The organism is Fastidiosibacter lacustris (assembly GCF_003428155.1).
GTDB classification, from domain to species: domain Bacteria; phylum Pseudomonadota; class Gammaproteobacteria; order Francisellales; family Francisellaceae; genus Caedibacter; species Caedibacter lacustris.
Map to the genome: position 1 here is coordinate 45,348 of NZ_QLIR01000002.1, position 21,777 is coordinate 67,124.

The 21,777-nt window shown below is 37.2% G+C and carries 19 protein-coding genes and 1 pseudogene; 12 read left to right on the plus strand and 8 right to left on the minus strand.

From position 1 onward, the window contains the following. Positions 1-122: 122 nt before the first annotated feature. The 6 genes and pseudogenes from dcd to DNJ77_RS01525 form a co-directional block, all read left to right on the plus strand. Positions 123-212 (plus strand): annotated as a pseudogene (dcd, locus tag DNJ77_RS01500) (dCTP deaminase); the annotation flags it as partial. 130 nt (positions 213-342) lie between these two features. Then, the gene (locus DNJ77_RS01505; RefSeq protein WP_116963232.1) at positions 343-2,268 is read left to right on the plus strand and encodes a lytic transglycosylase domain-containing protein; all 1,926 of its coding nucleotides are present in this window, start codon (positions 343-345) and stop codon (positions 2,266-2,268) included. A 122-nt stretch (positions 2,269-2,390) separates the two neighbouring features. Beyond that, positions 2,391-4,979 carry an alanine--tRNA ligase gene (alaS, locus tag DNJ77_RS01510; protein ID WP_116963233.1) on the plus strand — a complete coding sequence of 863 codons (2,589 nt, stop codon included), beginning with the start codon at positions 2,391-2,393 and terminating at the stop codon, positions 4,977-4,979. Positions 4,980-5,035: 56 nt separating this feature from the next. Further along, positions 5,036-6,379, plus strand: coding sequence for a TolC family outer membrane protein (locus DNJ77_RS01515; protein WP_116963234.1), 1,344 nt, complete (start codon positions 5,036-5,038; stop codon positions 6,377-6,379). 83 nt (positions 6,380-6,462) lie between these two features. Next, positions 6,463-7,842, plus strand: a complete 1,380-nt coding sequence (locus DNJ77_RS01520) for a leucyl aminopeptidase family protein (protein ID WP_116963235.1) — start codon at positions 6,463-6,465, stop codon at positions 7,840-7,842. A gap of 66 nt (positions 7,843-7,908) precedes the next feature. Then, the gene (locus tag DNJ77_RS01525; protein WP_116963236.1) at positions 7,909-8,373 is read left to right on the plus strand and encodes a hypothetical protein; all 465 of its coding nucleotides are present in this window, start codon (positions 7,909-7,911) and stop codon (positions 8,371-8,373) included. A gap of 83 nt (positions 8,374-8,456) precedes the next feature. On the opposite strand, the gene DNJ77_RS01530 is transcribed toward DNJ77_RS01525, so the two are convergent. The 7 genes from DNJ77_RS01530 to DNJ77_RS01560 all read right to left on the minus strand — a co-directional run bounded on the left by DNJ77_RS01530 (position 8,457) and on the right by DNJ77_RS01560 (position 14,465). Beyond that, entirely contained in the window at positions 8,457-8,732 is a 276-nt protein-coding gene (locus DNJ77_RS01530) for an HAD family hydrolase (protein WP_116963237.1), read from the minus strand. Between the two features lie 110 nt (positions 8,733-8,842). Continuing rightward, positions 8,843-10,099, minus strand: a complete 1,257-nt coding sequence (locus DNJ77_RS01535; protein WP_116963238.1) for a DUF2087 domain-containing protein — start codon at positions 10,097-10,099, stop codon at positions 8,843-8,845. Between the two features lie 4 nt (positions 10,100-10,103). Next, a complete protein-coding gene (locus DNJ77_RS01540; protein WP_116963239.1) occupies positions 10,104-10,772 on the minus strand; it encodes a hypothetical protein in 669 nt (222 codons plus the stop codon). After that, positions 10,769-12,016, minus strand: coding sequence for an MFS transporter (locus DNJ77_RS01545; RefSeq protein WP_116963240.1), 1,248 nt, complete (start codon positions 12,014-12,016; stop codon positions 10,769-10,771). The genes DNJ77_RS01540 and DNJ77_RS01545 overlap by 4 nt, the downstream gene beginning before the upstream one ends. Before the next feature lie 254 nt (positions 12,017-12,270). Continuing rightward, a complete protein-coding gene (locus DNJ77_RS10200) occupies positions 12,271-12,525 on the minus strand; it encodes a response regulator transcription factor (RefSeq protein WP_116963241.1) in 255 nt (84 codons plus the stop codon). A gap of 164 nt (positions 12,526-12,689) precedes the next feature. Then, complete coding sequence (locus tag DNJ77_RS01555; RefSeq protein ID WP_116963242.1) at positions 12,690-13,952, minus strand: aspartate aminotransferase type Ic; 1,263 nt, start codon at positions 13,950-13,952, stop codon at positions 12,690-12,692. Between the two features lie 3 nt (positions 13,953-13,955). Further along, the gene (locus tag DNJ77_RS01560; RefSeq protein ID WP_116963243.1) at positions 13,956-14,465 is read right to left on the minus strand and encodes a RipA family octameric membrane protein; all 510 of its coding nucleotides are present in this window, start codon (positions 14,463-14,465) and stop codon (positions 13,956-13,958) included. A 448-nt stretch (positions 14,466-14,913) separates the two neighbouring features. Between DNJ77_RS01560 and DNJ77_RS01565 the strand changes: the two genes are divergently transcribed. The 3 genes from DNJ77_RS01565 to DNJ77_RS01575 all read left to right on the plus strand — a co-directional run bounded on the left by DNJ77_RS01565 (position 14,914) and on the right by DNJ77_RS01575 (position 17,526). Next, positions 14,914-15,726: a nitrilase-related carbon-nitrogen hydrolase gene (locus DNJ77_RS01565; protein WP_116963244.1), complete on the plus strand. Its 813-nt coding sequence runs from the start codon at positions 14,914-14,916 to the stop codon at positions 15,724-15,726. Positions 15,727-15,782: 56 nt separating this feature from the next. Then, a complete protein-coding gene (gene rimO, locus DNJ77_RS01570; RefSeq protein WP_116963245.1) occupies positions 15,783-17,114 on the plus strand; it encodes a 30S ribosomal protein S12 methylthiotransferase RimO in 1,332 nt (443 codons plus the stop codon). A gap of 211 nt (positions 17,115-17,325) precedes the next feature. After that, positions 17,326-17,526, plus strand: a complete 201-nt coding sequence (locus DNJ77_RS01575; protein WP_116963246.1) for a DUF378 domain-containing protein — start codon at positions 17,326-17,328, stop codon at positions 17,524-17,526. A gap of 185 nt (positions 17,527-17,711) precedes the next feature. Here the strand turns inward: DNJ77_RS01575 and DNJ77_RS01580 are convergent, their stop codons facing one another. Beyond that, entirely contained in the window at positions 17,712-18,272 is a 561-nt protein-coding gene (locus DNJ77_RS01580) for a hypothetical protein (protein ID WP_116963247.1), read from the minus strand. Between the two features lie 172 nt (positions 18,273-18,444). Here DNJ77_RS01580 and DNJ77_RS01585 point away from each other — a divergent pair, with 172 nt between their 5' ends. From DNJ77_RS01585 to DNJ77_RS01595, 3 genes are all read left to right on the plus strand, one after another. Beyond that, positions 18,445-19,359 (plus strand): outer membrane protein, encoded by a 915-nt coding sequence (locus tag DNJ77_RS01585; RefSeq protein WP_116963248.1) that lies wholly within the window; start codon positions 18,445-18,447, stop codon positions 19,357-19,359. Between the two features lie 35 nt (positions 19,360-19,394). After that, positions 19,395-20,135, plus strand: a complete 741-nt coding sequence (locus DNJ77_RS01590; protein ID WP_157966547.1) for a substrate-binding periplasmic protein — start codon at positions 19,395-19,397, stop codon at positions 20,133-20,135. A gap of 174 nt (positions 20,136-20,309) precedes the next feature. Then, positions 20,310-21,731 (plus strand): dihydrolipoyl dehydrogenase, encoded by a 1,422-nt coding sequence (locus DNJ77_RS01595; RefSeq protein ID WP_116963250.1) that lies wholly within the window; start codon positions 20,310-20,312, stop codon positions 21,729-21,731. Positions 21,732-21,777 lie beyond the last annotated feature (46 nt).

The following is a 21,777-nucleotide window of genomic DNA, read 5'->3' on the forward strand; positions in this document are numbered from 1 at the left end:
TGAATTTTTAGAAATGATATTATTGGTAATATATCAAAACAAAAGATTGGAAAAATAGTTTGTAAGAGCTCCTACCTAATGTGTCTTGCTTTTTTGAGGGCATTTATTCCTAACTGAATACGCTAAATCAAGATGAAGTTTGTGAAACCTCATACAAGGATCGAGGAGGAAAATATCAAGGGCAGACAGGGGTGACTCTACCAAGAGCATAAAAAATCAAATATTAGTGTATAGGTGTATGTATAAATTTAGTGACTATAAATTACCTAATCAGGTTGAGTTTGCACCATATTTTTTATTAAATGATAAACGTTTTTACATTTAATAAGATGGATTAAAGGTATGCGATTGATACTTTTGGCGTTTTTAGGTTTGGCATTAACAACATTTTCCTTTAGTTATGGAATGGATAAGGCAGAAATTGCCGAGTATTATAAAGCTAAAGATTTACTATCGAAAAAAAATTATAAAGCCTATTATCAAGTCAAAGCAAAACTAACAAAAACGCCATTATATACTTATTTGCAATATCAAGAAATTTTATCTGATCCAGAGCATTTTAAAGATCAGACAATAGAAGACTTTTTAAAAGTGAATCAAGGCAGCTTCTGGGCAGCAGAATTAAGAAAAGATCTGGCTAACTATTATATCAGTAAACAAAGTTGGTCACGTTTTCTGCAATATTATGAAGGGAACTTGGGTGTAAATGGTCAGTGTTATGCTATTCAGGCTAAGTATGCAACTGGAGAGCAAGAAGCAGCTTTGGCAGATTTTACCAAACTTTGGTTGTCACGCGTACGTTTGCCTAAAGCATGTAATGATTTCGAAACTATCTGGCAGAATAAGATTATGCCAAGTGAAAGAGAGATTCGCTTAAAAACTTATGCACTTGCTACTACAGGTTATGTTGACCAAGCCTTAAAATGGATAAATAAAACTAACAATAAAACTCTCCAAGGTTTTTATGGTTTATGGTTAAAAGCATCGCAAAACCCTAAAAAATTTATGATTGATTGGGTAGAAGAGTACCATCAGATTAATGGCTTTTCATCTGCAATTGTGAGTGTAATGGACAACTTGTCTGCTAAAGATGTGTATTATGCTGCATCATTTTGGCAAGACTTTAAGCAGAAAAGTTTATTAGATGATAAAACGATTAATCTCATTAATGCTGAAATCGCAATTGATTTTGCGAGAAGTCATCATAAAGAAGCATTGACATGGCTTAAGCTAGTTGAAAGCGAATATGCATCAAGTTTGCTGTGGCAGTGGCGTTTACGTACGGCTTTATATTGGCAGGATTATAAGCTCTATTTAAAATGGTATGATGAACTATCTACTGACTTGAAAAGTGCTGATGAATGGCGTTATTGGCAGGCAAAAAGCTTGGCAGCATTAAAGCAAATGGATAAAGCTAAGCCTATATTTACTGAGCTTGCAAAACAATTAAGCTACTATGGATTTTTATCAGCAGATGTATTGAAACTTCCCTATGTACTTACTAATGAGAATGCAATTGTTGCCCTTGATGTAATTAAAAATATGAAAAACAATCTTACTGTACAGCAAGTTTTTGATTTATATCAGATAGGAGAGTATGGTTTATCTTATTCACTATGGCGCTGGAGCATGAATAGTTTTACACGTGAAGAGTTATTGGCAATTGCTAAACTTGCCCATGATGACAAGATTTACCAAATTTCGGTTAGTGCTTATGGCAATTCTGGTGCCGTGAATGATTTAGTAGGGTTATATCCATTGGCTTTTTGGTCAGATGTAAAAAAGGCAGCAAAGGACTTTGAGATACAGCCAGATGTTATTATCGCGATGATGCGTCAAGAGTCAGCCTTTCGCGTGCATGGCATATCATCAGCAAGTGCCACAGGTTTAATGCAGTTGTTACCTTCTACAGCCGAATTTTTAGCAAAGAAATATCGTTTAGATTATAAAGACGGTGACTTATATCAACCCAATAAAGTAATTATTCTGGGTGCGGCTAATTTAAATTTTATGGATAAGCTTTTTAATGGCAAACTGGTGCTGGGGATGGCTGCGTATAATGCTGGACAAGGAAATGTTGCAAATTGGCTACCAGAACACACAATGAATGCGGATCAGTGGATTGAGATCATGCCGTTTGGTGAGACGCGGCAATATGTGAAAAATATCCTTCGAAATCTCGTGGTTTATAACCAGGTTATTCTAGGCAATAAAACCTTTCATTTAAGCCAGCTGATGTTACCGATATCGAAAAAAGATAAGTCATAAAAGATAAGTCATTCATGAAGCAAAGTTGACGAAATAAAAATGGCGCTAATCACTTTTGACTTCACTTAGTTCATAGTAAACTACTCGATGATTTAAAATAGTATTTTCCAAAGTGAGCTACCATGATTACAACAAATGAAATTAGGCGATCTTTTATTGAGTTCTTTAAGGCTAAAGGACATGAACCAATTGCAAGTTCATCATTAGTGCCAACCAATGATGAAACACTTTTATTTACTAATGCTGGGATGGTGCAATTTAAAGATGTATTTTTAGGCGTAGATAAAAGAGGGTATAGCCGAGCCGTAACAGCTCAGAAATGTCTTCGGGCTGGTGGTAAGCATAACGACTTAGAAAATGTAGGCTATACAGCGCGTCACCATACTTTCTTTGAAATGCTAGGGAACTTTAGTTTTGGTGATTATTTTAAGCGTGATGCTATTTTTTTTGCTTGGGAGTATTTAACAGTAGTTTTAAAATTACCTCAAAATAGGTTATGGGTAACTGTTTTTGAAGAGGATAAAGAAGCTGAGGAGATTTGGTTAAAAGAAGTTGGTATTGACTCACAGCGTTTATCACGCATAGGAGCAAAAGATAATTTTTGGTCTATGGGTGATACAGGACCTTGTGGACCGTGTACAGAAATTTTTTATGATCATGGTGAGGAAGTTGTAGGTGGTCCTCCTGGCACCCTTGAAGAAGATGGTGATCGTTATATTGAGATCTGGAACTTGGTTTTTATGCAATATAACCGACTTTTGGATGGCACCTTAGAGAAATTACCTAATCCATCGGTGGATACTGGTATGGGGTTAGAAAGAATTGCTGCTGTTTTACAGCATGTGCATAGCAATTACGAAATTGATTTGTTCCAAAAACTTATTGATGCAGCAGCGAGAATAACAAATAGTGACGATTTCAATAATCCTTCATTAAAGGTATTGGCTGATCATATTCGTGCTTGTGCTTTTTTGATTGCAGATGGTGTATTACCGTCAAATGAAGGTCGTGGTTATGTATTAAGACGCATTATTAGGCGTGCTATTCGTCATGGTCATAAGGTTGGGGCAGTAGAGACGTTTTTTTATAAACTCGTTTCTACCTTAGTAGAAGTGATGGCAGATGCTTATCCCGACTTAAAGTTAAAGCAAGCATCGATTAAAGAAGCACTTAAAAAAGAAGAACAACAGTTTGAAAAAACACTTAGTAATGGTATGAAAATATTAGAAGAAAGTATCAGCAACCTTACTGACTCTATCATACCCGGAGATATCGCTTTTAGGCTTTATGACACCTATGGTTTCCCACTTGATTTAACAGCAGATATTGCACGCGAGCGCAATTTAAGCGTTGATGAACAAGGTTTCTTAACTTGTATGGAAGCACAAAAAGAGCGTGCTAAATCTGCCAGTAAGTTTGATGTGGATTATAACCAGATGATCAAAAGTCAAGTGAAAACCAGGTTTGTTGGTTATTCTGTCATTGTTTCAGATGCCACTATTAATGAAATTTATCACGATACGAAAAAAGTTATGTGCTTATCAGAAGGACAAAATGGTGTAATTATATTGGACCAAACACCATTTTATGCAGAATCAGGGGGGCAAGTTGCTGATAAAGGTGTTATTAATGCTTTAGGTAGTGTGTTTCAAGTAGAAGATGTACAGAAGTCAGGTGAGGCGTACTTGCATATTGGACGTGTTATTAAAGGTAACTTTAATGTGGAAGATGAGGTTACAGCACAAATTGATAAGACTCGTATCACAATTGCAGCACATCATACGGCAACACATTTATTGCATGCGGCGTTAAGAGAGGTAATTGGTACTCACGTTGAGCAAAAAGGCTCATTGGTTGAGGCAAGTAAGTTTAGGTTTGACTTTTCAAATCCATCAGCAGTGACAGTGAAGCAATTAAGGGATGTTGAGCATTTAGTTAATGCTGTTATTCGTCAGAATATTGTGGTAGAAACAATCGAAACGACGCCTGCCATAGCACAAAATATGGGTGCGATGGCTTTATTTGGTGAAAAATATGGTGACATTGTCCGTGTACTTCGAGTGGGTAATTTTTCTATTGAACTTTGTGGTGGCACGCACGTTACACAAACAGGGGATATTGGTTTATTTAAAATTGTCGCTGAATCAGGGATTGCAGCTGGGGTGCGTCGTATTGAGGGCGTTACGGGTCAATTTGCCGAGCAATATGTAGAAGCGCAGGAGGAAGTATTGGCTACGATTCACGAGCTTTTAAAATCAAGCGATGATAATGTATTAGATAAGCTTCTAAAGTTACAACAACAACTCAAAATACACGATAAAACAATCAAAACTTTAAAACAGCAGCTTGCTGGAGGTAGTGATATAGAAGTTAGAGAACAACAGATTGCGGATGTGACTTTAATATCCGCACTATTGCCAAACGTTGATATGGGTATACTTAGAGAAAAAGTTGATCAATATAAAGCACAAAAATCTAAAGTTGTGGTAGTTCTATCAACTGAAAGTGAGGGCAAGGCACAAATTGCTGTAGGTGTTAGTAAGTCAATTACTGATAAAATCAAAGCAAGTGAGTTGATAAATTTCATAGCTAACCAAGTGGATGGAAAAGGTGGCGGGCGTCCTGATATGGCGCAAGCAGGTGGTAATAATCCACAAAATTTACCATCTGCCATGACATCAGTACACGGATGGGTAAAAGAACGGCTATAATATTGACCATATTTAATTAATCATGATAAAAATTAATATGAACTAGGAAAAAAGGTATGACCTTTAACATAAAAGTACTTTTAGGAATGTTTGTTGGATTGCTAAGTATATCAGCATTGCAGGCTCAAACTACAAATGCTGAGAATCTATCTGAAATATATCAACAAGCATTAAATAACTCACCACAGTATAAAGCGAATCTATACACCATGGAGTCAACAAGAGCACAGCAAAGTGTGAGTCTTGGTAAATTGTTACCCAATTTAGGATTAGCAACGGGAGCGACATTAATCAGAAAAGATCAAACAACTCAAAGTGGAAGTTATCGTAATTATAATGTAGGTATTACATTGACTCAAATGCTATTTGATTATAGTTCTTATCAGAAATATCAAGCAGCGAAACAAATCTCATATAGTGTAGAAGAAACGTATAATGCACAGAAACAGCAATTTATCTTGGATGTAGCAACAGCATATTTTAATGTTTTAAATGCAAAAGAGCAGGTTCATTTTTTGCAGGCTAAGCTTAAAGCTGTCGAAAGTGCACTTGAACAAGCCAAATTAAAACTCAAAGTTGGGATATCTACTAGTGTTGATGTCAAAGTAGCAGAATCTAATTATTATAATGTGCTCGCATCTTTGAAAGCTGCTGACAATAATGTACAAACGACCTATTTTGCTTTATATCAATACACAGGAGGTGAAAATAAGAATTTGGCAGACTTGCAAGAAAAATTGCATTTTAGTAATCCTCAACCTAATGATATAAATAAATGGATACAAAAGGCACAAACTAATAATCCTATTTTGAAAGCTCAGGTATATACTCAAAATGCAGCACAAGAAACACTAGCTGCATCAAATGGTAATTTCTTACCGAACGTAAGCTTAGTTGCTAACTATTCTATCAATGATAACTCAGGTAGCAATTTTGCCACAGGTGCAGCAGGAGTACCAATAGGGAATTATAAAAATGGGTACATTGGTGTGACCTTAACTTGGAATATTTTAAATGGTGGTAGTGATTATGCGACAAAAAAACAGGCAGCATTTAACTATCAGGCAGCAGAGTTTACGACCTTAAATCAAAAACGTACGATTAAACAAAACATAGAAACAGACTTTTATACTGTGGTTTCAACCGCAAGGCAAATTCAAGCATTAGAGCAGTCAGTTCTTGCCGCAGAAGCAGCTTATAAACAATATCAAGCAAGATTTAAAGTTGGTAGCTCAACCATTACTGAGGTATTGGATCAGCTACAAAAGTTTTATGAAAGTGCATCTTTACTTGCAAGCGCTAAATATAAATATATTACTGAGGTGTTGCAGTTAAAATTGGATGCAGGCACCTTGTCTGAAAAAGACGTTCAAATTTTTAATTCATGGCTTAAATCATAATTTGCTTCAATAGCGCTGCTAAAATTTTTCCAATCTAGTAACATATCCGTGATTTTAAAATAATTAAAAATGAGGCTTTTGATATGGCATTTTCTTGCTTTTATAAAACACATCGTCCACAGGCAATTGAGTTAATTGTTATTCCAATTGAAAAGTATCACAAATGGGTAGAGCAGCATGCGGATAAGTCTATTCAAAATATATTGGCTGGACAAGGTTTTATTCCAGGCTCAGGCAAAACAGCTACTTTTTTTGATATACATGGCAAATTAAAACAAGCAATTATCACAATTAATCCAAATGATATGTGGGCATTGGGAAACTTAGCTAAAGATTTACCACATCACGATTATGAACTTATTGATCCATATTCAGTATTAGAATCAGAACTACCTTATTTAGCTTTTGGTCTAGGTTGTTATCAATTTTTAAATTATAAAACACAAAAGAAAACCCATTCGATTAAATTATATTTGCCAAAGAAATATGCTGAAGTGGAGAAAGCTTTAAGAGCAATTTATCTTGTGCGCGATATGATTAATATTCCTGCCCAAGACATGGGACCAGAAGAGATATCACATCAAGCACAAAAGCTTGCACAAACTTTTTCGGCTGAATTTTCCCAAATTATTGGTGATGAGCTTTACGAAAAAGGTTACCGTGGTATTCACACAGTTGGGCGCGCTAGTGTTCGTGCGCCACGCTTAGTTCGTTTAGATTGGGGTAAAAAAGAACATCCACATATTGTGCTTGTTGGTAAAGGTGTTGCCTTTGATACAGGAGGATTGGATATTAAGCAAGCAAGTGGTATGCTTTTGATGCACAAGGACATGGGAGGCGCGGCTCAAGTCTTGGGTCTTGCGCGGTTAATTATGGATACGCCCTTGCCAATAAGATTAACGGTATTTATTCCGGCGGTGGAAAATGCTATCAGTGGCAATGCCTATCGTCCAAGTGATATCATCACAATGTACAATGATAGTACGGTTGAAATTAGTAATACGGATGCAGAAGGGAGAGTAATTTTAGCTGATGCGTTAACAGAAGCATCAAGGATGAAACCAGATTTAATCATGGATTTTGCAACTTTAACAGGGGCTGCACGAGTTGCTGTTGGCACTGAAATAGCAGCATTCTTTAGTAATAACGATGAGATTTCTCAATTGTTAGAGCATGCGGCACAAAAAATACAAGATCCAGTTTGGCGTATGCCATTGTTTAAACCTTACAAAAAGTTACTGGATAGTCATGTGGCAGATATTAAAAACTGTGCTTCTGCACCTTATGCTGGCAGTATTAGTGCGGCTTTATTTTTAGAGTCTTTTATTGAGTATAATACGCCGTGGTTACATTTTGATTTAATGGCGTGGAATATTTCAAGTATGCCAGGACGACCACAAGGTGGTGAGGCAATGGGTATCAGAGCCGCTTATGAAATGCTGAAAATACGTTATGGAAAATAAATCTGATCTGTTCTTCTTGATCTATAATATAAGTACAAATAATAAACTTCTTGAGGGGTAACGCTTATGCTAGTTCCAAAAACTTCTACTGAGGCATTTTATCAATTGATCGTTGATGGACAAAATATGACGGGTATTACCTTGGATCATGATCTGGAAGCATTTATGGTCTATGCTTTGCTTCGCAATATCGATAATATTGAATTAAAAGAAATTGTATTTGCTCATGCGTTATTAAGTGACTTAAATGAAAATAATATGCGTAAATTAGAAGAGATTTTAGATTGTTCATTAATTTATGCAGGTTGGTATCCTAAACGCGCGGAAAAGTTTGGTTTATCCAGTTGCTATTACAGTGATATTGGTAAGTTTGCAAGTAGTGAACTTGCTCGTTATTACGAAAAGCTGCGTTCATCTTGTCAGTCCACTTATGCTAAAATTGCTTGGCAATTTGATAAGCTTGTCATGGTGTTGCAGTCATTGCTTATTAGTAAAAATATTGAATATATTCGGACTCACTCTTGTTTTTGACAGTAGAAGAAATACCACTTAAATTGCTCCATACACAATCTTTGACATTCACTCTTGTAAAAGATCTAAGTTAAAATGGCGTCTCAAAATGAAAATTTGTGTTCTACATAATTTTTATTCTTAGGGACAACAATAACCTCCATTCCTGCGGCCTTCCCAGAAAGAGCTCCTGTAACTGAGTCTTCAAAAACTGTACAAATATCTACAATAGCCCTTACACAGTTTAGATATGGCAATGGATGTGGCTTACCAAAAGGATCTAGCTCAGCTGAGTGCACAATGTTTATCATCTCTCTAATCCCTGCTCTATTAGTAACTATCTCAACAACTAGCCATTTCTGAAATACTCCTAGCGGCATTTTGCAATTTTTTCTTCGTGTACAGAGAAAAATAACTAATGGCTCTTTGAATGGTTTGTATTATATTTAGTCAGACTTCATCACAGTGCATCACGTTCCTGAGCATAAGGCTATATACGCTGGTAAATGCCATCTTTCCTAATTAGCCTTTTGCTATCTACTAACTTTCGGCGTAAACGGGCAAAATCATCGGTGAAACATGCGCAATAGCTGGATATCTCATGTTCATTATATGTTTTTTGCGGTTGCAGATAAGAAACAATTAAATCAAGGTATTTTGCTTCTTCTAGCTTGGTGTCGCTGAATTCGTTAAACATTCTGTCGTTTGCACTTGTGTGTACAAGCGTTTCCCATAACTGCGGATTTTCAAAATAACCGCCATCTTGCAACCTAATCATCTGGGCATCCATGAGTTTTGCTAACAGGCGGAGTACTTTTTCTTTGTCTAATTTCACTGTACGTTGAATCTCGCTCAGCTCGCTTATCCCTAGTGCTACCGCACAATAAACAGAACGGATACTTTGATTTTTTAACAGCATTAGTTTGCGTGTGAGTTCATTTCGTTGTTCAAGTGTTTCGGACAATAGGCTTGTTGCTCGGAACCTTACTGGTGCCAAGCCAATAGTACTCATCTCCTCTTGAAATAGTTCCCGTCTGTTTTCTTCCCACTGATGGTGTTTTCTTATTATCCCTAGACCAGTTTGCCTATATTTATGCATTTCAGGAATGCTCAAAATATCCACGTGCTTTATATTGCTTTTATTGATAAATTCCCATAATGGTGTGCGTATCATGGCCAATTTCTGGTGCTGTGTTGTTTGTTCTTGTACAGGCACAGTGAAATATGGGTCATGGAAGACCATGAAGCCTCCTGCTGCTAAACGCGACCATAGTTTTCCGATGAATCTTATATCATCAACGAGGCTTCCCGCATCTAACCAAATAAAGTCAAATAGATTGTCGTCAAAAAACTGGAGGGAAAGATTGTGGAAATCACAGTTTATCGTCTTTACTGACAAGGCTGCATATTTTGCTGTGTTGAGTGTATTCCATGCTTGAGCAGCGGAGCATCCAGGTGCTGAGAAATTATCAATAGAAATAAATTTCGGTTCATATACAGAAGTTGCTGCATGAGGGATCAGTAACTCGCTCCTTTCTGCCCATTCTGTATTATGGGCAAGCTCTTTATCAGCAAGATATTCTGCCTTGGCTGCTACTATGGCATCGGCAATTGCTACGGTTGAATCACCTGCTCCCACTTCAAGGATAGATAGCGGTCTTGCCATTTTGATCATCACAGCGATAATCTCCAAAGCGTTTTCTGTCCCCATGCCTGGTCTTATTAGTTCCATCGTTTTTTCTCTCATTATTCTATTTTGCTATCCTTCTTAAAATGCCATGTGCGCAAAGGTTCGCACATACCGTATATTGAGCATCTTGGGGGTATACATGAAGGTGGTGGTATTTCATTAGCAAGCCCGTTAGCTCATAATCAATAAAAAAAGCTACGCCAGATAACTTATTCCGAATAATGTAGCGATTATTAGCATCAATCAACTCACTGCCGTGTTCCAACTTGTATATGCAATCATTGTTTGGACCGTGCAGATCGTCTATGTCGTTTATTTCAAAAAGCTTGTAACGAAGCAAACAAATTGCCAGAGATGTATCCTTAAAATCAGATAATGCCTGGTAAGTTCGGAGGGCTTCTATATTGTTTTCTGACAGTCCATCTAATTCAGCAAAAAAACCAGCTTGGCTATTAATGACAAGAGAAGTTGACTGGACATCCCGTCTTAGAATAGAGCGTGCACCATGATAGAGTTTAGCATTACGGTGAAGCCTTGGCTTTAAAACTCCATGATATGCTTCAAGCCATGGGTTTTGATCTAATAACTCAGGCTTACGTGCCTTTACTATTTTGTAAATCGATTTTGGCATGTCGTTGAGAGAATTTATGCAGAACTCAGCAACAAGTGCAGGGTAGGCGCCTGTGTGTTTGCAGAATAATGGTTCTAATTGAGATAGATTGCAATTCATTGGTAGGGTAGCTCCTCTTTTTTATATAAGACCAGATTACCTGCAGCACCAATCAGTCCAGCACTGATAGCAATAATGCCAGCAATAATAAGCAGCAGTCTTGCTGATGCCACAGGAACTTGTCCTGCGATGATAAAGCCAGTTAGCACGGATGCCTGGATAATGAAGATATGAGTTGGCATAAGCTGTTGGCGCGCTTCAGCAGGGACAATCTGCATGACAAAGGTAGACATCAGAACGTTTTGAAGCCCATTGGCCATTCCCAGGATAAGAAGAACGACATATAACCAGGGAATGGACTGATAAGCGCCCGATAAGCATACCGAAAAACCGACTGTAGTGGCAGCCATGCAGGCTGCAAACCCCATGCCGTGCTTTTTTGCCCATGACGTCAACACAATAGGACCTATCATCAAGCCAATACTAATGGCAGAAACGATAAGTCCATAGGTAGCCTGGCTGTAATGAAGATTGATAAGCAACAAGTACATAAATGCAACATTGAAAGTTGAGGTGGTACAGATCGTAACGATCAATGGCAGTAAAGTGATTTTCATTCCTGGCAACTGAAAAAAGCGTAAAACTTGTGGCCAAATAATTTTCTTCCCTGCTTGATTGCCACTATGAGGCTTAATATTGACCGTTTTCGCCAATCTGCCAACTGATAGTAGAGAGCAGGGGATGGCAACGATAAAAAGAATACTAACTAATCCCAAACTCCAAGTTGCCCCGAAAAAAGCGGTTAATATGCCCGCTAGAAATGGGGCACTGATATAGCCAGCATTTCTGATAGATTGCACGAATTTATTAATATCAGCTAGGCGATCATGTTTAAAATAACTAGGGATAACGATAGACAGGACTGACCAGAAAATGCCACTGACCATTCCCATAAGAAAAGCAGCAGCATAAAACACATAGCTTATAGGGAAATTTGCACTGATAATTAAGGCAAGTATGCTTATGCAGAATATGGCAATCAATATCTGCATCACTTCAAAATTTCGCAAAAGTAGCATGGCTACTGGTGCGGCACACAGGCTCCCGATTAAAGTCGCAGACATCAAAAAGGAAAGGTTTTCCATCGACTGTTGATTCACCTGTGCAAAAGAAAAGGTAAATGCTGCGATCTCATCGCCGAAACTTGCAACAAAAACGGTAATAAGACCAGTCAGGAAAACTATGCTCAGATTAATTACAGGTTTCAATGGCCCCACTCCTGTATAAAAAATTAATGAGGTCATAAATTTTGCTTTGTTTGTGTTGATTAAACTTCCTCACATTAATGTTCTACAATCGATTTATAAGCTTGAAAGCCTCCAAACGACCAAAGTCATCCCTGTCAGATGGCAATCACCTTGTAACAACTGCGCACTTGTCGTAATAGTGTTTGGGCTTTCGCAGGAAATTTTCTCGAATTAAGGATAGAAAGTACAGCCCCAGAATTCAGGTGTTTTTCACAAAATCTCCAATTTTTTTGTTTTCTTACGGATACGAATCAGATTAGCATTTTTATGTCCTCTGTCCTCTGTCCTCTGTCCTCTGTCCTCTGTCCTCTGTTTATATACAAGATCCCGTGATAATAGGCAATGCTGACTGCATGAGCGATTGTTGTAGCGTTAAGCTTGCTCTTCAGATTCTTTATGTGCCATTCTATTGTATGTGACGATAGGTAAAGCTTAGTTGCAATTTCCTTGCAGCCTAAGCCTTCAGCTGTCAGCCGCAGTATTTCAGTTTCCCTTTCAGTTAGCATGGCTAATTTCCTTTTTTCACCCTCGCACACATTGTATCAGCTACGCAGTTATGGCACAACTAGGCTACGAGTATAATGTAGAGAATAAATGAACTGTCCTTAGTCTCAAGGTCTATATGAATATGGATGTGGAAAATATAGTTGACAATAAATAAAGCTGATATTTATAGGGCTTCTAAGCTTGCAATTTTGGTGACAACAGCCAAAACTTCAGTCGCTTTTTTAAGTTCAGTTACAGACGGTAATGAAGGTGCAATGCGAATGTTGCTATCAATAGGGTCTTTGCCATAAGGATAAGTAGCTCCTGCACTGGTGAGCTTGACGCCTGCATCTTGTGCCATTTGAACAATTTTTTTGGCAAGCCCAGGTTTACTGTTAAAACTAATAAAATAACCACCTTTAGGTTTATCCCAAGTGGCAAATTTACCTGCTGCTCCTAGTTCATGCGTTAACACTTCATTTACAATATCAAACTTAGGCTTTAAAAGTGCAGCATGTTTTGCCATGTGTACCATAAAGGCAGTCTCATCAGGTAGAAGTTTTAAATGGTGAAGTTGGTTGATTTTGTCGTGACCAATCGTTTGTACTTTTAAGTGATGTATTAGCCAATCGATATTTGCTTTGTTAGCTGCAACAATTGCAACACCCGCACCAGCGTAGGTAACCTTAGAGGTTGAAGCAAACATAAACGCTCGATTAGGGTTGCCAGCCTGTTCACACACATCAAGGATATTTAAAATTTCTACAGGATCATCGATATTTAGGTGATGAACGGCATAGGCATTATCCCACATGATTCTAAAGTCACTGGCAGCGGTTTGCATATAAGCTAAACGTTTAATTACTTCATCGCTATAACTCTCACCAGTTGGGTTGCTATATTTGGGAACACACCACATTCCCTTGATGTTCTTATCTGCTTTAACAAGTGCTTCAACCTTGTCCATATTAGGACCTGAACCTGTTAAGGGTACGGAAATCATGTCGATGCCAAAAGACTCACAAATAGCAAAGTGGCGATCATAGCCAGGCGTAGGACATAAAAACTTGATTTTACCTTGCTCTGACCAGCTTTGCTGCTCGTTGGGTAACTTGTGAACCAGTGCTTTGATAATGGTGTCATACATTAAATTCAAAGACGAGTTCCCACCAATAATAATTTGTTCCGGTTTAATGTTAAGCACTTTGGCAAATACCGCTTTCATTTGTGGTAATCCTGTGAGTAAATCAGGCGGGCTGTAGTTACGGTAATCGGGGGCGATCACAACATCCTTATGGTTTAAGTTATGTAATAAATCATCTGATAAACTCAACTGTTGAGGGCAGGGTTTGCCACGCGTCATGTCTAATTTCAGGTTTTGTTTTAAAAAACCTTGATAGCGTGATTTCAGCTCAGCTAATTGATTTGATTGGATAGTTACTGTCATGTTTTAACTCCAAGCGACTACTAGATAAATGTAAATACCAATATAAAGCAAGATAAAAACAAAAGGCATATAAGTTTCAATGCGCTTAAGTGGTGTAAATGAACCTTTTTGCATAGCAGTAACCCTCTCTGCTGAAAAGATAGGACTAGATGGCAGACGCTTCTCCAGTGCGCCAATCACTTGTTCTTTAATATTGACTGTGTGGCGATAAAAACGCACTACACGCCACCAGCAGTAGCAAATAGCAAGTAAGCCTAATAGTGGTAAAACCAATAGCCCAAGCGACAACTCAGCGCTTGATCGACTAATGCCAAGTGCCATGATTCCAACAATAGCGATGTTAGTAATCAAGAAGAATAGATTAATTGAAATACGGCGAAAGCTCGCACGATCTGCCATTTCAACATAGATCTTATATTGCTCAATCAAAAGCGAATAGTACTGCTCATTGCTGAAATTATCCTGCTCTTCATTCCATAGATTATCCATGTTGATATTATCAAAACGACTCATGAATGATTAACTCCAAATTGTTATCAAATTCTACGACAGTCAGATTAGCAGATTTATAGCTATCGGACTATTGTAAAATGTGTCAATTTTTTGTTTATTTTTAGGAGTTTTATAGAGACCATGCTCATATGAACAAGATTATTCCTGCTAGGCTCCAGATAGTAACTGAAAATGGTGAGATCATTAAAACTATAGCTATACCTGCTTTTAGTCAAGTACATAAAAGTTAACAACGCCTTAAATAGTATATATTTTTTCATTGATGATTCACCGAAAGTAATTTATGTGCCTTATCTTTTCTCATCAACCGATATTATAGAGCTTTCAGAGAGTCTTAAACAAAACTTATATCCTGTTAAAATAGCATATAAGTGAGGAGAACGCTCTTTATTGTTATTTGAGTACGTTATATACTCAAACCAGTCAAGGATAATAAAGTGAGGATGCTATGGTCAAAGCAGCAGTAATTCAAATGAGCTCTTGTCTGGCAGTGGGTATTAATTTATTGACGTTGAAGCGCATGGTTGAGCGTGCAGCAAGTGCAGGTGCTAAGCTTATTATTTTTCCTGATAGATGTACTCTTTTTTCTGTTAACGCAACTGATTATGACATCAATAAGGAGGTTTTAGGTGAAGGAAGAATACAGGATTATATTCAAAAATTAAGTCGCGAGAATGACGTTTGGATTATTGCCAGTGGGATTCCCATCGTATCTGAATATAGTAAGTTAAAATATTATTTGGCTACGGTCGTTTACAATGACTTGGGAAATTTAATAGAAGTATATTACCAATTACCACCTACGTTACCTGCTGTGTTTCAATGGACGCATATGTTGTTGCAAAACCAAGAGTATGGAGAGTTTGTCAAAATTGTTCAAACACCGTTTGCGAACATTGGACTTAGCACAACGTATGACATATTTTGTCCAGAAATTTTTCGTTACCTCAAGAGGCAAGGCGCTGATGTATTTGTATTAAGTGCGGCGATGGGTAGTGATTTGGGTGTACACGCTTGGACTATGTTATTGAAAACCCGTGCATTGGAAAACAGTACGATGATTTTAGCAGCTAATCAAAGTGGTTTTCATGAAGATGCAAATATGCTTTCGCATGGTAATTCTGCGATTATAGATGATAGAGGTCAAGTTGTTGACAGTGTCGAAATTGGTGAAAAAGTACTTGTTGTTGAGCTGAATTGTAATTCTTTTAAAAATATTTGTTTTGATCAAAATCCATTCCAGTTACAATATCGCAGATAGTTCTTAAACGAGGTGTCATTTATTTGTACGCCTCATTTTTTTAAAGAAGGTTAAATATGCAATTACATATGCCAAAAGTAGGTTTTTTGAGCTTAGGCTGCCCTAAAAATTTAGTTGATTCTGAACGTATTATTACCAAGCTTAAAACAGATGGTTATGAAATCGCAGCTGACTATGCCAACGCAGACTTAGTTGTTGTCAATACATGTGGCTTTTTGAACTCAGCAATTGAGGAATCACTTGATGCAATTAAAGAGGCTTTGGATGAAAATGGCAAAGTGCTGGTTACAGGGTGTCCTGGCAAAAAGTCCGAGATGATTTTAGAAAGATATCCTGATGTATTGGGTGTTTCAGGTCCACAAGATTATGAAAACTTGATAAAAGCAGTGCATAAGCATTTGCCAATTGAACATCATGCCTTTACCTCTCTTGTGCCAGCACAGGGGATTAAGCTTACACCACGTCATTATGCATATTTAAAGATATCAGAGGGTTGTAACAATAGTTGTACTTTCTGCATTATTCCAGATATTCGTGGTAAGCTAAAGTCACGTAGGATTGATGATGTGATGATGGAAGCAAAACGCCTAGTCAATGCAGGTGTTAAGGAATTGTTAATTATCTCTCAAGATACCAGTGCTTATGGGGTGGATATTAAATATGAACAAGCAAAGTGGAACGATGAAGTGTATCAAAGTCGTTTTGTTGATTTAGCGCAAGCACTATCAACGCTAGGGGTATGGGTGCGGATGCATTACGTTTACCCTTATCCTCATGTCGATAAAGTTATCCCTTTAATGGCAGAAGGTAAGATTGCACCATATTTAGACATTCCCTTTCAACATGCCTCAGCACGTATTCTAAAGCTTATGAAGCGTCCAGCCAATGCAACCAATACACTTGCTACCATTAAGCGTTGGCGTGAAATGTGTCCTGATCTTACAATTCGTAGTACTTTTATTGTTGGTTTTCCTGGAGAAACTGAGCAAGAATTTGAAGAACTTTTAGCTTTCCTGGAAGAAGCAGAGCTTGATCGCGTAGGTTGCTTTAGCTATTCGGAGGTTGAAGGTGCTCAAGCAAACGATTTACCAGGTCTAGTTGCAGAAGAAATAAAGCAAACGCGTTTAGAGCGTTTTATGTTGGTGCAATCTAAAATAAGTGCCAAACGTCTTAAACGTCATATTGGTAGTGTACAAAAAGTTATTATTGATGAAATCCGTCATGATGAAGGTATTGCACTTGCACGCACGCAATATGATGCACCAGAGGTCGATGGCGTTGTGATTATTGACAATATCAGTAACAAACAGCTTTCTAAGGGTTTGTTTGTGAATGTTGAGATTATACAAGCCAATCAACATGATTTGTTTGCACGACTTACTAAGTAAATCATTAGTTATATGCGTTGCATAATGCACAAAAGCCTTGAAATGTTTTAGATATAGTTGATTTGAGTATTAGATTCAATGCATCTTACGGGAGCTTATATTATAAAAATATAAAAAATAAATTGAATTTATGAGTAGAGGTACTTTAGAATTTTGAACCAAAGTGGTTTTGGATTTAGCTTTTGTAAACAGAAGTACTCAAGGAGAAAGTATGCGTTTTATAAATACAGTTTTGATGTTACTTACGATTATTGGTGGCTTTAATTGGTTCACTTTTGCGGTATTTAACTTTAATATTATTGCAACTATTTTTAGTAATTCAGCAGTAGGGCAAAAAATAGTTTATGTCATTGTTGGTTTGTCAGCTTTGTACTGTTTAAGCTTGATTAAGGTAGTTTATAAGAGTAAATAAGTTTTCAGTATGAAAGCCTGTTGTAAAATTAGTTATTTTGATTAGAGAAGGATAACGTTACCTTCACCCATGTAATGATGAGTTAGCTGATTTCTTAGTGATGATTGAGGCAATTACTCCAAGTATATCCCAGGGATGTATCACAACATAAGTAGGGGTAGTACGCAAAAGGTTGGGCATACTTTCTAGCATGTAGAATTTTCATTAAAAGGATTAGAAATAGTCCTATGAGACTTTCCCAGTACATTATCCTTATTACTGTCACTATTGCTTGGAAGATTTAAAATATAATCTGCTATTTCGGCTTTTTTAAGAAACTCCTCCTGTGACATTGCCATTAAGCGAGAAAAACCTGGATGATCTGTAGAAATTTGTTCTTTCACCAATTCCTTAAATTCATCCAAGCTCATTAGAGAATTATTCCCTTTCACCGAACCAAAATCAAAATCATATTGACCTGCTTCTTTAGCCTGCTCTGAAGTTACACCGTGAAAGACCGCAAAAGGCTCAAGAGCATCTGGATATAATTTGATGTAGTACTCCATAAAATTGATATTTCTGAAATCGTTGATGTAACCAGTTACTGTTTGATTTTGATGAAGACGGTATGCATTTTGATTTCGAAGATATGAGGCAGGATAATCGCTATTATCGTTAACCATTCCTGTGTGGTCTATCCCCGCATAGGCATAATGAATAGTGCTAAATGTGATTAATGCTGCGACGCTGTATATTGTCCTTTTCATGTTGCTTTTCCTTTCTGAACTAAATTAAACCAATGAAGAAAGGTCATCTCCCTTTCTCACTATCGAATGGTAATAAAAAAAAGCATGAGGTCAATAGGTTGCAAACCATAAAAAATAATTATCCATAATCATTGTAAAATCTGGTAGAGTTTTATTTTAACTTGAAAGCATTATGTCTATACTTGCGAGACTGCTTGGTATTATACGTTTAAGATTTATGTGGAAAAAAACCGTTATTTTATCGACGTTTGTTGTTATGAGTGCAGCTGTTGTATTTGCAGGTGAAGTATCACTGCCCTCAGCTAAGTTTAACTTTCAAGTAAACACGATTTCATCGGATTCAACCTATAAGCCTTTCCTTGCTTTTGTTGATAATGAGAAGACATATATTCGTTTTCCTCCAACCGTAACAAATGATAACATGCCAATTATTTTAGTAGATCAACTAGGTGATGCTAATACACCGATCATTTTGTGGCAACAAGGATACGTTGTAATCAATCAGCCTTCTAGTCATATTAAAATTTATAATCCTAAAACAAAAAAGCTTATTTATGATTTGACTTTCCCCGAGCAGTTTAATTATGCGGTTGTGCCACCTTCACCTAGAATTTTGCCTTATGAGTATGCTGGTTTCTTCGTTGGAGCAACTGTTGGAGCATCAAATATAGATGGTAAAGGCATATCAGCTGCCGGTGGTATGAAGGCAGGTTATGATTGGCATTTCTTGAAAGGATTTTTGGCTGGATTTGAATTTGGCTTTAACTATGATGGTAAAGTGTCAAAAGATTCTGTTAACTATAAGAGCTGGAATATAAATACAATGCTAAGAGCAAAATATTTGTTCCAATCTGGGTTTAGCGTTACAGGTAAAGCAGGTATAGCATACGTCAAAAATAGTCAATCTACCCCAGCTGGAGCAGCAAGTAATAGCATACGGAATACAGTTGCCCCTCGATTTGGTGCGGAAGTGGGTTATTTGTTTACCAATGGAATTGGTTTAAATTTAGAATACGATCATTTATTCTCAAGTTCGAAAGTACTCTCATTAAATAGTTTTCGGTTTGGGGTTTCGTATATTTTTTAAGAGCTTTGTAAAAAATGCAAATATGGAGTTTGTTTATGAAAATTGCTACAACCCTTGTTTTATTGACACTAACGAGCACACTTCTATATGCAAAAGAAAATAATAAAATCAGTGTGGATTATGCTTTGGGTGATTATTACTACCCCTACATTGATAAGGGGCAAACAGATAATGGTTGCTTGACACGTTTTGTGACAAAAGTATTTAAGAGTCAAGGTATTGAGCTTGGAGAGATACGCTGGTTACCATGGAGCGTGGCATTAAAAAGTTTAAATTATACAAAATCTGCTGTTGTTTCGTTTCCATGGAGTTACACAAAAGAGCGTGCCAAGGATTATTTGTACAGTGATATTTTATATACTAAGCAAGCCTATATTTGGGCGTTAACTGAACAAAAAGATAAGTTAATTGACTTTACCAAGCTTAATGGTCAAAAGGTTTGTATTCCACAAGGTTATGGTGCCTATGGTCAGATGAAAAGCATGTTTGAAGCAAACAAAGCTATGCGTATTACGACACCAACGATGCAAGATTGTTTTAATCAATTAAAAAACAAGCAAGTCATAGCGGTTTATGCAGGTGATGATGCTATGAAGAACATGAAAAACGTTGATAAATCTGCAAATATGCTTTTTGCAAAAGCATTTGCTGCTGATATGCAAACGCATTATTTGATCGCAGGAAAAAGTAATTTTTTATCGGTTAAGCTAATTTCGGCTTTTAACAAAGGCTTGGAAGTGAATAAATTTGACTTTGATAAATATTGTAAGCAATAGCGTTAGCATGCATTGATCAATCTTGAGAATCACAAGATATATCAGTTCTCTAAAATTAAGAAGTTGTTAATAAGCATTTTATATTAATTATTAAATAATAATATATTTTAATTTGTTCTATGGGTTTGATACTATCAGTGACAAATTAAGAACTGTTTATTAAAGGTTAAGATCATGAAAAATGTAAAAGTGGCAATAGTTGGTGCAGGGACTGCAGGACTTTCAGCCAGAGCTCAAGTTGCACAAGTAACGGATGATTATGTTGTAATTGATGGGGGTTATATGGGTACTACTTGCGCACGTGTTGGCTGTATGCCATCGAAAGTACTGATTCAAGCGGCAAATGACTTTGATCGTCGGAAAGTGTTTACCAGTGAGGGAATCTACGGGGCAGAGTATTTACAAGTAGATCATCATCAGGTAATGCAATTTGTACGTAAATTAAGAGATAGGTTTGTTCGAGGTGTTATAACTGATATGCAAGGATGGCAACAAGAGAAACTCATCAATGAATATGTACATTTTGTTGATTCCCATACTTTGCAAACAGAAAGCGGTCTGAAAATAAGAGCAGAAAAAATTATTGTAGCAACGGGATCAAAGCCAATTATACCAAAATCATGGCAAGTTTTTAACCGTCATATTATTGATACTAACCAGTTTTTCGAACTTGAAGATTTACCCGAAAGGATGGTGGTTATTGGACTAGGGATTATTGGTATTGAATTAGGACAGGCTTTAGCTAAGTTAGGTATTGATGTGACGTTGGTTGGATTAGGTAAAAGTATAGGTGGTTTAAGTGATCCTGTCATTCAGGAATATGTGGCATCTAAATATGTAGAACAGCTCAATATTTCTTTTAATGGCGCGAACCTGATTGGGATTGATCACAATGATAAGCTGCAAGTTGAAATAGAAGGCAAAATTAAATTATTTGATAAGGCATTACTAGCAATGGGACGCACTCCTAACTTAAGCCAGCTTAAGCTTGAGGTATTGGGCTTGTCATTAGATAAAGGCATTCCACGCTATAGCGAAACAACCTATCAACTACAGCAGCAACCACATATTTATTTAGTTGGTGATGGTAATGCTCAGCGTCCGCTATTACATGAAGCAGCAGACCAAGGTAGGATCGCAGGCTTTAACGCTGTGCGTGCAGATAGTCAATGTTTTACAAAACGCGTAGCTTTAGCAATTACATTCAGCGATCCTAATATTGCAACAGTCGGCATGCGTTACCAAGAAATCATCAGTAGTGATATAGATTTTGTCATAGGTAAAGTTAGCTTTGAAGGGCAAGGGCGCAGTATCGTTAAATCAAAAGAACAGGGTCTATTGCATCTTTATGCCAGAAAATCAGATGGTAAGTTGTTAGGTGTAGAACTACAGGCTCCTGAAGGAGAGCATTTGGCACATCTGTTGGCATGGGCGATTGCCAATCAGATGACAGTTGATGAAGTTTTGACGATGCCATTTTATCATCCTGTTATTGAAGAAGGTGTGCGCACCGCATTAAGAGATGCCTCCAAGCAGTTGGCGACTAAGGAGCATGATTTAGAGCTGTTTCGGTGTAGTGATATGCCAATTCGGTAAATCTGCTGAATTATAATTGTAGAGTTCAGTTTTTATATGCTATGGT